Origin of the sequence: Pseudomonas sp. B3G-3 (genome assembly GCF_028640915.1) — a bacterium.
In the GTDB taxonomy this organism is placed as follows: domain Bacteria; phylum Pseudomonadota; class Gammaproteobacteria; order Pseudomonadales; family Pseudomonadaceae; genus Aquipseudomonas; species Aquipseudomonas chlororaphis_I.
In genome coordinates this window covers 79,387-93,019 of sequence record NZ_JAQZAB010000103.1, presented here as the reverse complement: position 1 = coordinate 93,019, position 13,633 = coordinate 79,387, and the positions used below count along the sequence as shown (strand labels likewise).

The 13,633-nt window shown below is 59.1% G+C and carries 4 protein-coding genes; 1 reads left to right on the top strand and 3 read right to left on the bottom strand.

Annotated elements, in window-relative coordinates:
• Positions 1-37: 37 nt before the first annotated feature.
• From PVZ80_RS13940 to paaY, 3 genes are all read right to left on the bottom strand, one after another.
• Entirely contained in the window at positions 38-10,090 is a 10,053-nt protein-coding gene (locus PVZ80_RS13940; RefSeq protein ID WP_273864077.1) for a non-ribosomal peptide synthetase, read from the bottom strand.
• Between the two features lie 787 nt (positions 10,091-10,877).
• A complete protein-coding gene (gene paaX / locus PVZ80_RS13935; RefSeq protein ID WP_273864076.1) occupies positions 10,878-11,801 on the bottom strand; it encodes a phenylacetic acid degradation operon negative regulatory protein PaaX in 924 nt (307 codons plus the stop codon).
• Between the two features lie 87 nt (positions 11,802-11,888).
• Positions 11,889-12,485 carry a phenylacetic acid degradation protein PaaY gene (gene paaY / locus PVZ80_RS13930; RefSeq protein WP_009048880.1) on the bottom strand — a complete coding sequence of 199 codons (597 nt, stop codon included), beginning with the start codon at positions 12,483-12,485 and terminating at the stop codon, positions 11,889-11,891.
• 358 nt (positions 12,486-12,843) lie between these two features.
• Here paaY and paaF point away from each other — a divergent pair, with 358 nt between their 5' ends.
• Complete coding sequence (gene paaF / locus PVZ80_RS13925) at positions 12,844-13,617, top strand: 2,3-dehydroadipyl-CoA hydratase PaaF (RefSeq protein ID WP_273864075.1); 774 nt, start codon at positions 12,844-12,846, stop codon at positions 13,615-13,617.
• Positions 13,618-13,633: the final 16 nt, after the last annotated feature.

Sequence of the window (13,633 nt, the reverse complement as noted above, 5' to 3'; positions counted from 1 at the left end):
CGGCAGCGACCCACATGGCCGCTGCCGAGCTTCCTTCTCAGATTATTGATCCGGTAATGACCCTGATGATCTCGTCGCTGGATTCCAGAATGTTGTGATGATGGCAGGCAAGCGGGACGACGCTCAGCTGCGAGCAAGCCGCGCCCAACCCGTTATCCGTGACAGCAACAAGCGACTTCATCACAGAGCCCGGCAACTGCGGATTGGCCTGCATCGCCTTGAACAACGTGACCGTCGTCGCCTGCAATTTGACGCTCAACTGCCCTTGCGACAACTGCTCCTCCACTTCGGCGACCCTCCGGGCACGTTCGGCGGCGGCTCCCGTAAGCCCCAGCACTGGCAGCAGTGCGGCAAGCGGAATCTCCGCCGTGCCCTGCTGGTAGAAGCTATCGAGCAGATAGAGCGAAACAGCGGTAGCTCCCCGTTGCTCCAACTTGGCGGCAATTTCCAGGGCAATCAACCCGCCCAGCGACCAGCCCAGGATATGCACCCTGCCGGTATCCACCTGCAGTCCATTGACAATCATTTCATCCAGGTACCGGTCAGCCAGCGCCCCAAGTGAGCTGATCGTCGGCTGGTGATAAAGGTTGTGATTATCGATGCCCTGACAGTTCATCCTGCCCTGGAACTCCTGCGCGAGGGGATAGAAGACTTCGGCCCCAACCAGGGCCGGATGAATCATCCACAACACTGGCGCGCCGCTCTCTGCCGGATTCAACGGTATCACCAGGCCACTTTCAGTGACCGCCAACAGGTTTCTCAACGTACGGCACTGGAAAAGCCTGACGACAGGGATCGAGGTTTTCAGCAACTCCGACATCTTCATGCAGACCGAGATCGCCATGAGCGAAGTGCCTCCCGACCTGAAGAAGTCATCCGCCATACCGACCTGCTCGCGCTTCAGGGTGACCTGCCACAGCTCGCACAATTGCTGTTCCAGTCCATTGGCGGGCGCGACGTAGTGGTTCTGCTCTCTCTGCCCGGGGGCGGGCAACGCCTTGCGATCCAGCTTGCCGCTGGAGTTGAAAGGCAGCGCCGGCAGGCGTATCAAGACGGTCGGGATCATGTACAGCGGTAACCGCTGACTCATGGACTCCAGCAGCTCGGACTCCACCAGCGGCTCGTCACAGACGTAGTACAACGCCAGACGCTCTTGAACTTCATCCTTGCAGACGATGGCGCAGCAGGATTTTATCGGGTCAAAGGCCAGAGCCTGGCTTTCCACCTCCCCCAACTCGACCCGGTAGCCATTGATTTTCACCTGGAAGTCCATGCGCCCCATGAACTCCAGGTTACCGTCAGGTAGATAACGTCCCGCGTCCCCGGTCCGGTAAAGCCGCTCGTCCAGTTCAGGGTGGTAGATGAATCGCTCCCGGGTTATCGGTTCATTGCGGAAATAGCCTCGGGCAACGCCTGCCCCACCGATGTACTGCTCGCCGGGCAAGCAAGGCGGCAGCAAGCGCATGTGGCTGTCCAGTACATAAAAGCGCTGATGCGCCATGGCTTTGCCATAAGGCACGCTCGGCGCCAGTATCGGAGCATCCGGAATGTCGTAGAGAATCGACCAGATGGAACTTTCCGTCGCGCCGCCGGCACTGACCACCCTGCAACCTCGGTTCCATTGGCGGATACGCGCCGGTAGCGGTTTGGCAATCACCTCCCCTACCAATACCGCCGTACGTAGCATCGGCCAGCCATTTTCATCGGCCTGGACGGATTCGAGGTACTCCACCAGCAATGTCATCACCGAAGGCGCGGAGTTCCAGAACGTCACCCCATGGGTCACCATCAAACGATGCCAGGCATCCGGTTGGTAACGCTCCGCTTCCGATGGCATCACCATGGTGCCACCCACCGACAGCAAGCCAAAAATATCAAACGCCGAAATATCAAAACTCAGAGCACTAAGGGCCAGGCCACGATCCAGGGCATTGAGATTGAGCTGTTGAATGGTGTCGACAATGCTGTTCACCGCCCCCCGATGTTCAATGGCGACGCCCTTGGGGACACCGGTAGAACCTGAAGTAAAGATGACATAGGCGAGTTCAGACGCGTCGGGGAGCATGGGTTCACCCATACTCGCGGCGGGTAACATGGCAACCGCACCGTATGGATCGATCAATAGCAGCCTGGCCTCGGGTTCCTCCTTCCATGGCTTGCTGCTGAACACCACCCGGGTTTGCGACTGCCTGAGAACATCCCGCCGCCGACCTTCCGGCCAGGAGCTGTCCAGTGGCAGGTAAGCCTTGCCGGACATCACGATCGCCAGCACCGCGATGATCTGGGCCCGACCTTTGTCGACCATGACCGCAATGGTCTCGGCGTCCATGTCCACATGCTGGCGCAGCTGCAACGACAGAGTCAGAGCAGCCTGATACAACTCACCGTAGGTCAGCTCGCCAAGGCCGTCGATAATCGCAATGGCTCGCGGCTGCTGCCGGGCATGCTGGATAAAATCGTGATGGATCGCCCGTTCGAAATCATAGGCTGGCGGGCAGGACTTCCAGGCTTCGCGCTGCCGCCGGACCTCTACAGTGGGTACCAGCTCCAGCTGATTGATCCGCAAATGCCCCTCCCCGACGATCTGTTCAAGAATGCGCAGATAGTACCGAGACAGGCAGCTCATGGTTGGGGCAGTGAAGAGCGCGGTCGCGTAGTTGAATACGGCCTGCACGCGCTCACCTTCTTTCTGTATGTTCAGGGTCAGGTCGAACTTTGCCGCCTGGTACTGCTCGATCAGGCTTTGCGGTTCCAGCCAATCAGGCAAATTCGGGGTCTGCCCGTCATCCTCCAGCACAAACAGCACCTGGAATAGCGGATGCCGCGACAGATCGCGTGGTACCTGCAGAGCATCGATCAACTGCTCCAGCGGCAGGCTCTGATACTTCTGCACCTGAAGCACAGACTTGAAGACTTCGCGCACGTACTCGGACAACGGCATCTCGTCGTTGATCTGCGTGCGCAACGGTAGGGTATTGACGAAGAAACCCACTACCGATCGGGTTTCCGTCGTCGGTCGGTTGGCTACCGGCGTACCGACCAGAACATCCTGCTGGCCGCTGAAACAGCTGAGCAGCAGATTGAATGCCGACAGGAAAAGCGCAAAAGGCGTTACGCCTTCCCGTCGAATGAACTGCTCGGCCCGAGCCATCAGCGCCTCGGGCAATACAATGCCATGGTTGGCCCCGCGGTGGTCAAACTGCGCCGGCCGCACAAAATCGAGCGGCATCTCCAGCGTTTGCCAGCCCTGCAGTTGGTGCTGCCAGAAGGTTTTCAGTTCTGACAACCGAGCCGAATCGAGGTATTCACGCTGCCAGCAAGCGTAATCTCCATATTGCAGGAGCGGGTCCGGCAATGTCGGTTGCTGACCTCGTCGGTACGACTCATAGAGGTTTTGCAACTCCTCCAGGAACAGGTTTTGTGACCAGCCATCGAAGGCCAGGTGATGCACGACAATCAGGCTGTACAAGATCGTACTGCCGTCAGGCTGGCGGACCTCATAGAGACTGGCTCTGAGGGGAATTTCCGAATCGAGAGCAAATGGCCGGTCAATGTCGCCGAGCAACTGTTGTTGCCAGCCAGCGGCATCGAGCCGCAACTGCTGCACCCGCAACTCGTTGTCGGTCAACTTCGACAATGCGGTAAGAGCCGACGGCTGGCAAATGACACTGCGCAGCACGTGATGGCGGGCAACGATGGACTTCAGGCTCTGGCGATAAGCGCTCAGATCGACCTCGGCGCTCAGGCGGAACAGCATCGGTACGTGGTACAGATTGCTGCCACCGTTGAGCTTCTCGATAAACCACAGCTGCATCTGCGAGAACGACAGTGGCCAGGTATCACGCTGCAGCGCCGGAATCAGCAAAGGCCCGGACTCATTGCCGTTAAGCTTGAGGTAACAGCACAAGGCGCGGATCGTCGGATATTGCCCCAGTTCGCCCAGGGTGACCTCCCTCCGTAACCTGCGGCTGATCTGGTAACAGGCCTGGATTGCCAGAATGGAGTTGCCGCCCAGGGAGAAGAAGTTGTCTTCCACGCTGACGCGCTCCAACTTCAACAATCCCCCCCAGATCAGGCAGCACTCGCGCTCCAGATCACTCTCGGCGGCGACCAGGGGGCGTTGTTCGCTCTCGGGGAGCGGCAGCGATTTTCGGGCGATCTTGCCGTTCTCGGTCAGAGGCATGCTGTCCAGCTGGATAAACGCCTTTGGCAGCATGTATTGCGGCAACTCACCACGCAGATACTGACTCAGCGCTTGAATGTCCACCGCCTTGGTAGCGACCAAGTAGGCCGCCAGATAAGGTTGCGGATGCTGAATCAATACCACGCAACACATGGTTATATCGGGATAGGACAGCGTGATGTTCTCGATTTCCCCCAGTTCAATGCGGTAACCGTTGATTTTGACTTGCTGGTCTATCCGCCCCATGAACTCGAGGTTGCCGTCGCTGAGGAAACGCCCGGCATCCCCGGTACGGTAGACGCGTTCCTGCAAGTGCTCATGCCAGAAGAAGCTGTCGGCGGTGCGCTGTGCATCCGCGTAATAGCCGCGCGCCAACCCTTCACCGGCGATATACATCTCGCCTTTCACCCCCACAGGCAGCGGTCGCAATTCAGCATCCAGAACATAGAAACGCTCGTGTGGCAACGGCTTGCCATACGGAATGCTGACCGACCGGACTGGTTCCTGCGGGACCTCATAAAGAATCGAGAAGACCGCCGCCTCCGTTGCGCCACCGGCGCTGCAGAAACGGCTGTGCGGGGCCCACTGCCGACAGCGTTCAGGCAATGACGTGGCAATCCAGTCCCCCCCTACCATCACCGCGCGCAACGCGGGTACCGGGCCGGAGAGAAGTCCGGCATTGCCGACATAGTCCAGCAACAGCTCCAGCAGCGCGGGCGCGCTCAGCCACACCGTAACGCGATGGTTGATGATCGATTGATACCAGGCCTGCGGGTTGACCCGATCGTTCTCGGCCGGCATGACGACCGCGCCCCCCACTGAAAGAGGGCTGAAGATGTCAAAAATGGCCAGGTCGAAACTCAGCGCGCTGAGGGCCAGGCTGCGGTCGTACGCGTCGATAGCGAAATAACGACGGGTACCTTCGAGCATATTCACCACACTGCGATGCTCGATCGCCACGCCTTTTGGCGTGCCTGTAGAACCAGAGGTAAAGATGATATAGGCCAGGCTGTCCGCAGCGGCATCGACGGCAGGCAAGAGCCGCGCCGGCGGTGGTAGCGTGAGGGCCTGCCCCGTGGCGCTCAGGCCGACGACATTGATCTGCGACGTCTCCCATGGCTCGCTGCTCAACAGGGTATTGATGCTCGCCTGGGCCATCACGCCCAGGCGGCGCTGCAACGGCCAGCCTTTATCCATCGGCAGGAAGGCTTTGCCACACATCAGCGCCGCCAGTATCGCCACAGGCTGCAGGCGTCCCTTGTCCGCGAGTATCGCAATCGCCTCGCCTGTCATGCCGCCCTGCAAGCGCAACTGGGTAGACAGCGTCAGGGCCGCCAGATACAGCTCGCCATAGGTCATTTCACCCAGCTCATCGATCACCGCCACGGCCTGCGGATGCTGCTGCGCGTAACGGATGAAATCGTGCTGCAGGGTACGCTCGAACGAATACTCGAAACGCCGCTCCTCAGCCATCGCAAGCTGCGTCTGCATGTGCGCGGCGCTCGCCAGGCCAAGGCTTCTCAGCGGCTGCTCGGCCCCCTCGACCATCTGCTGCAAGACCGTGACGTAGTAGCCGGCCAGGCGACTGATCGTGTCCTGGCTGAACAGCGCGGTGGCGAAGTTAAACCGGGCATTGATCCGCCCGGCAACGGGCGTCAACGTGAGGGTCAAGTCGAACTTGGCCGTTTGCTCATACGCACTCAGATCCACCACCGAAAGCCAATCCGGGCAAGCGGCGCCCACCGTGCTTTCCAGAGCGAACATCACCTGAAACAGTGGATGCCGCGAAAAGTCCCGTGGCACTCCCAGGCGATCCACCAGTTGCTCCAGCGGAAAGCTCTGATGTTGTTGCACTTGCGCCGTATTGGCCGCGACCTGGCGGATAAACTCGCACACCGAGAGTTCGTCAGGCACCCGATTGCGCAGCGGCAAGCTATTGACGAAAAAGCCGATTAGGCTTTCCAACTCCGGCTGGCTTCGGTTGGCCAACGGTGTCCCCACCACGATGTCATCCTGGTTGGTATAACGTGCCAGTAACAGGGTAAAGCCGGCCAACAGCACGGCATGCAGCGTAACCCCTTCCTTGCGGGCCAACGACTCGAGTGCTGCCACCAAGGATGCAGTCAGCAGGACCTCGCAGTGACTGCCGCGTGCATCAAAAAACGTGGGGCGAAGGTAATCCGGAGCAATATCCAGCTGCTGGTAGCCATCCAGCGCCTGATCCCAGAATGCCAGGGCCTCGGCACTGGCCCGGTCATCGGACTGCTCACGCTGCCAAACCGCATAGTCGAGATATTGCACATCAAGCGCCGGGGGAGCTTGTTCCGTTTGCCCGAGGAAATATTGATAAAGCGCCGCCAGCTCCCGCAGCAGCACGTCCATTGACCAGCCATCGAAAGCAATGTGATGGAACACCAGAAGACTCACCGTAACCTCTGCCCCGACCTCATTCCGGTAGCGGTAGATCGCTGCCCGCAACGGCAGATCGCGCAGCAGGTCAATCGGCTGCTGCAGCGCCTGTTGCAGGCAGGCAGTGAACTGCACTTGCGTCACCGAATGGATCGGTACCGCCAGCTCCTGCTCGGTGACATGCAGATACGCCTCGCCCGTTTCATCCTGGCGAATCAGGCTCCGCAGCACCTGATGACGAGCCACCACCGCCTGTAAACTTTTGATGTAGGTCGCGCAGTCGGCATCGGCGGACAGCTGCAACAGCACCGGCGACAGGTAATGCGTGGCGCCACCCGACAGATTCTCCATAAACCACAAGCGCGACTGCTGGAAAGACAGCCGCGCCTCGCTGCGCCCGCTCCTTGCGATCGAGGGTTCCGACAGCGTCCGCTCTTGCTGGGCAAGATGCTCACTCAGCAGCGCCACCGTCGGATACCGGTTCAGTGTCAGCGCCGATACTTTTATGCCAAGGGCCTTATAGATTTCATGGCACAACCTGATCGCCAGAATCGAGTTGCCGCCCAAGCGGAAGAAGTGATGGTCAATGCCTGCGTGGCTACCAAGCAGGCGGTTGAACAACGCCAGCAACCGGCTTTCCAACTCATTGCCAGGCGCGCGGAAAGGGACACTCTGATCGATCATCGCCGGCTCGGGCAACGCTCGGTAATCCACTTTTCGACTGACCGTCAGCGGGATCCTCGGGATCGCCATCATCGCCGTTGGCACCATGTGGGCCGGCAATTGGGTACTCAACTGCCGCCACAACCCCTCGACCGTCAGATCGCTGCCGGAAGCGACGACGAACCAGGCCTGAAGCTGCGGCGCAGGCTCCTTGCGCGCCGTGACCAGTGCTTCGGCCACTCCCGGCACGGCACGCATCACACTCTCGATCTCACCCAACTCGATGCGGTAACCGTTAATTTTCACCTGCTGGTCCGCTCGGCCACAGTATTCCAGGCTGCCATCAGCCAGGCGCCGCACACGATCGCCGGTGCGATACAGCCGACGGTAGTCCGGATCCTGGCTGAAGGGGTTTTCGATAAACGCCGAGGCCGTCAGTTCCGGCAAATTGAGATAACCGCGGGCAAGGCCGACTCCCGCCAGGCAAAGCTCGCCTTCAACCCCCAATGGCAGCGGGTGAAAATGCTCATCCACCACGTAGCAGCGCATATTGGCAATGCCCAGGCCAATATTGCGGGCACCATTATTTCGATACAGGTTGATGCTCACACTGACCGAGGCTTCGGTGGGCCCATACAGGTTGGCAACCTGCAAACCCGCCGCCAGATAGTGATCGAGCACATCCTGCGAAGTCGACTCCCCGCCTACGGCAAGGCAACGCAGAGAGTCCGGCAATAGAGGACGGGGACCCAGCAGTGCGGGCGGCAGAAGGCAGAAGTTGATTTGCCACTCGCGCATCTGCGCGGTGAGCAACTCAAGATCCAGGCGCTGGGGTTCGCTGGCGATACACAGGCGATGCCCGTTGTTAAGAGCGATGAAGACTTCGAACACATGCGCGTCGAAGGCCAGGGTGGCAAATTGCAGACAGTTCAGAACACCCTGCTCACGACTCAGCAGCCGGCGGCCATGACCCAGAATCATGTTCGCGGCACCCCGATGTTCGCACAGCGTGCCTTTGGGCTTCCCTGTTGTCCCGGAGGTATAAATGACATAAGCCAACTGCTCGCCGCTCACCTCGGGAAGCAGTATCGGCTCTTTGCCAGACACTCGGTCTCCCGGCCGATCGATCAGCAGGCAGTAGCTATCGGCCGTACTTTCCTTCAATGAGCTCTCAAGAGCCGTTTCGGTCAAGACAATGGGGCTGCCCACATCGCTCAGGATATACGCCAGCCGTTGCGCGGGGGCGTAAGGGTCCAAAGGCACATAGGCCGCGCCAGCCTTCATGATTGCCAGCATGGCCACGACTGCGTTGGCCCCCCGCTGCACATACAAGGGGATCAAGGTATCGGCCGGCATTTCCTCGCCGCAAATACGCAGATATTCCTCACGCAACCTACGCGCCAGGCCGCTGCTACGCTGCGCGAGCTCCCCATAACTGAATGCCTGCCGGCTGTCGACCAATGCCATCCGCGTGGGGTAAAGACGGGCATTTTCCTCAAAACCGGCGAACAGCGTCGTGACGTGTTCCAGCGGCACTTCACTGTCGTTATTGGATTGATTTTCTAGACGCTGCGCCTGCTCTTCGGATAAATATGGCAGCGTGGAAAGCGGCCGATCCGGCTCGCTTAGTGACGACCACAGCAAATGTTGGTATTGCTCCGCGAGTTCAGCCATTTGTACCGCGTCGAATAGATTCGCGTCATACCTGAGCCTGAACTCAAAGGCGTCTTTCGACTGCTGATACTCCAACAACAATTCAGTGCCTGCCAGGTCGTCATTGAAGCGATGATTGACCTGTGCCCGGCAACCATCAAATGTCAACGGAAAATTCTTCAGAAAACCCTGGGAAAAACTGACGTTCAATTCGGCAACCGGACTCTCGCTGAGCATGTAATGAACCGGCAACTTGGAGTGGCGCAGCCGTCCCGAGACCTTAAGTTTTTTCGTATAGTCGAGGGTCGTTTTATACAAGCTTGAAAAGTTCGAATCAGCAAGTAACGCCAAGGGAAATACCGCGGTATTCACCTGCCCGCCATAATAGACTTTTTCCCCTCCTTCCGCTGCGACAGGATAGGCGATGCAAACTTTTTCCTGCCCCGTCTGACGGGCAATCAAGATCGCCCACAACGTCTTGAATATTAGAAAATGATTGGCATATTTGATCCCGGCCTTCAGATCTCGCCAGTCGGCGAACGAGACATCAAAACGCACTTCGCCCGCTGTCTCTTGCCTCTGTCCGGAGGATATGCAGGGCAACTCGGCACGCCGCGGACAACCAGACAACAAGTCGCGCCAGAACCCGGTCGAGTCAAACCGCCCACGCAATTGAGCAACGTCATCTTCATAGCGCGCATATAAATCGAGGAGATCACTAAACGCCTCTGCCGGCGCGAGCCCAAGCGGGCCCTTGTTGTAATATTCAGATAACAAGGCATAAAACTCGTCGCCAGACAGGCCATCCAGTAGCACGTGGTGTACGACGACAAGAAAGTTGTAACGTCGTTCGCCAGTCTTGATCAGATGGAAGCGACAGAGAGGCCCTTGGCGGAGGTCAAAGGGAGTACGTACCAGGGATTGGGCATCGCAGGGTGAATCGAAATACTCGAGGGTTATGGGGTTATCGGCTTTCACCCAGAAAAGCTGTCCATCTTTTTCATCGAGAACATGATTAAACAGAATATAGTCTCGACTTATACCCTCTACGGCCAAACACAGCCTGTTTAAATCCAGATCACCTTCGATGTCCTGATCCAGAACCAGGTTATATTCGCATGACTGCGGCTTGATAATATATTCATCCCAGAAGATCCTGGTGTAAGGCGAGGCAGAAAACATACGATATCCTTAAGGTTTATTAGAGTGAGCCTTCACGTCTAAACTGATCGCCGCATTTTAACGAGAGACTCTCTCGCCACTAAAAACAAGACTACGATTAAAAATCCTTTGCCTTGGGCCAAAGCCGAAAAGCGTGCCTGCTTCTTAATTCAATTATGTTCCTCTTACCCCCAGCCCAACCCTTCATCTGCCTTTCACCAGCACAGATTCCAAGTTAAATAAATATTTATGATCACCAATCGAGAAAGATACGCACTCACGAATTCTCGCGAAATAATATATTTAACGAAAACCCAATATCTATAAGATATTTCCTTTGCACTCATAAGATAAAACTTAACTAAAAAAGAGAATCAAGCAGAATCTCCACGGCAATATCTGAACACAAGGACTGGGTCCTATCCGGGGTTATCGCTCCGATCGACAGCAGTTCGCCGCCGCCCCAACTCTGTATCGGGGCGCAAGTCTTTGATGGAGGGGGAGAAACCGGGAACAGTTTTGTCCGGCGAGCACTTCTATCCGGGAAGGTTGACGAGATCGCAGCCAGGGCTGCCGACGATCCTGAGGGTCTTTGCAACAGGCAGGGCGTCCGGATGTGGCTTATATCGGCGATGGCGACCGGTACGCCTGCTGCTCGTCGAATTCAAGTACGAGGGTTCGCACCACAAGTGACAAAACCGCAGCTGCCGGATCGGCAAGCGGGCTGATGCCATCCTGCACGACCGTGGCGACACCCTGCGGCCAAAAACCTGATCAGTCAGTATCCGGGGGACACTTTGCGAGCGCCTTACTTCAAACCGCCAAACCGCCGATAGAAACTTTCGCCGGCGTCGGGCAACGGACCGTCGGCGTTTTCCAGCGCGTCGTTGAGCCATTCCTCGGCCTTGGCGTAGATCAGACGATAGATGTTGCGGCAGAGCTGGCGCGCCGCCCGGCCTTCCCAGTCACCAGGGAGCAGTTCGTCCGGCAGCTGCGGATCGCGCAGCAGCAGTTTGCGGTATTCGTGGATCAGCAGCAGGCGCGCCAGGAAACAATCGGCCGGCTGCAGTTGCTCCTGCTCGCGCAGCGCTTGCCACAGCGGCCGGAACAGCTGGATGAACTCGCTGTAATGAGCCGCCAATTCGTCGATGTTCCAGCTTTCGCGCACCTGCAGGCGCAGCGCCTTGGAGGCCAGCACGTCCTGGGCGGTGGTCTCGAACACAATGGTGTCTTCCTGGGCGCCGAGGTCCACCAGGGTCGCGTTGATATCCGCCCGATCGCTGCGCGGACAGGCCAGCAGCACCGGCGAAATCGCGCCAAAACCTTGCCACTCCAGCTCTTCGCGCACCTGCTTGCGCTTGTCCTGGCCGAGCTGCGACAGCATCACCAGGCACCAGGAACCGTCCCAGGCCGGCACGCTGGCGTTGTAGACCCGCTTGAAGGCCTTGTCGAAACGCCGGCGGCCGGTACCGGTCAGGCTGTAATAGCTGCGGCGCCCGACTTTCTCGGCGGTCAGCCAGCCTTCCTTGGTCAGGCGGAAGATCGAGGTGCGGATCAGTCGCTCGTTGATGCCGATGGGTTCGAGCAACTGGATCAGGCTGCCCAGCCATACCGTACCGCCGTGGGGTTCGATGGCATCGCCGTACAGGGTAATGATCAGGGAACTGGCGCGAATCGGCGTCTGCTCCTGGAAACGGGTCACAAGGTGATTCAAAGGTGCTAGGGACGACATGGGCGTACCGGACAAAAAGGAAGAAATATACCGGGTTTCACCGGCTTGGAGTGGCCTGGAGCGCACGACCCACTGTGCCCTGGTTGTTCACTGGGCGGTATTTTTCGGGCGCAGGCCGCTGTCGGTGATACGCGGGCGATTGGCTTCGGGCTCCGCGAGCGGCTCACAGACCTGCATCTGCTCCAGGCAGCGCCTGGCCAGCTGTTGGTATTCACGGGTGCCGGCCTGCTTCCAGTGCAGCTCTTCGTCGCTGAGGCGGCGTTTGACACTGGCCGGGGCGCCCATGACCAGCGACTGCTCCGCACACTCGAAGCCGGCCTTGACGAAGGCCGCCGCGGACACGAAGCAGCGTGGCGCGATCCGGGCGTTGTCCATCACCACAGCATTCATCCCCACCAGCGCATCGGCGCCGATCCGGCAACCATGCAGCACCGCGCCGTGGCCGATATGGCCGTTGCGCTCGACCACCGTGTCGCTGTCGGGAAAGCCGTGCATCACACAGGTGTCCTGCAGGTTGGCCCCCTCCTCCAGCACGATCCGCCCGAAATCACCGCGCAGGCTGGCCAGCGGGCCGATGTAGCAATGGGCACCGACTATCACGTCACCGATCAGCACGGCGGACGGATGCACATAAGCACTGGGATGGACCACCGGGGTCAGGCCGTCGAGGCTGTAGCAGGTCATGAGGTACTCCTTGGCTAGGCGGCAAGTCGACATAGCGCGCAAAGCGATGCCGATCAGGATTTATTTTGTATCACATCAAGCTTAAACGAAAAAGCGGAAAAACAGTATCGCGTCTCTACTCAGCGAAGGCCGCCAGACAAAGGCCACAAACCCCGATAAAATCTGGAAAATCACGACTTGATCGCCCCTCTCCGTCCTGGCGCAACAGACTCAAATCTTCAACATAAAGACACACTAATCATATTTTTACATTGCATTTATGTATCGCATTGGCGATATACTCGGCGAAAACCGGCTCCCCAGCCGATCCAATAATGACCCGGCCCTGCGCCGAGCGTGCACCGTGAGGGCATCCGCCATGCCTCAAACCCTTGCTGTCGAAAACCTCGATGGCGGCGTTCGACTGATTACCCTGCAACGCCCCGCCGCCCTGAATGCCCTGACCACCGAATTGCTCGGCGAACTGGCAGCCGCCCTGGACGCCGCCCAGGCCGACAGCGAGACCCGGGTCGTGGTGCTGACCGGCAGCCGCAAGGCATTCGCCGCCGGCGCCGACATCAATGAAATGGCCGAGCGCGACCTCACCGGCATCCTCAACGACCCGCGCCAGGCTTCCTGGCAGCAGATCACCGGCTTCAGCAAACCGCTGATCGCCGCGGTCAACGGCTTTGCCCTCGGCGGCGGCTGCGAGCTGGCCATGCACGCCGACATCCTGATCGCCGGCGAGGACGCGCGCTTCGGCCAGCCGGAAATCAACCTCGGGATCATGCCCGGCGCCGGCGGCACCCAGCGCCTGCTGCGAGCGGTCGGCAAATCCCTGGCCATGCAGATGGTCCTCGGCGGCGAGTCGATCGATGCCCGCCATGCCTTGCGCGCCGGCCTGGTCAGCGAGGTCACCCAACCGGAACTCACGGTCGAGCGTGCCCTGCAGCTGGCGCGGCTGATCGCCGGCAAGGCGCCGCTGGCCCTGCGCCTGGCCAAGGAGGCGCTGCTCAAGGCGCTGGACACCGACCTCGCCAGCGGCCTGCGCTTCGAGCGCCACGCCTTCACGGTGCTGGCCGGCACCCGCGACCGCGAAGAAGGCATCCGCGCCTTCCAGGAAAAACGCCGGCCCAGCTTCACCGGCTACTAGGCCGCCGCAGCGGCCA

Bases quoted from the DNA above. Each gene is read 5' to 3' on its own strand.
- PVZ80_RS13940 (WP_273864077.1), bottom strand. From the start codon at position 10,090: ATGTTTTCTGCCTCGCCTTACACCAGGATCTTCTGGGATGAATATATT.
- paaX (WP_273864076.1), bottom strand. From the start codon at position 11,801: ATGTCGTCCCTAGCACCTTTGAATCACCTTGTGACCCGTTTCCAGGAG.
- paaY (WP_009048880.1), bottom strand. From the start codon at position 12,485: ATGACCTGCTACAGCCTCGACGGCCTGACCCCGGTGGTCCATCCCAGT.
- paaF (WP_273864075.1), top strand. From the start codon at position 12,844: ATGCCTCAAACCCTTGCTGTCGAAAACCTCGATGGCGGCGTTCGACTG.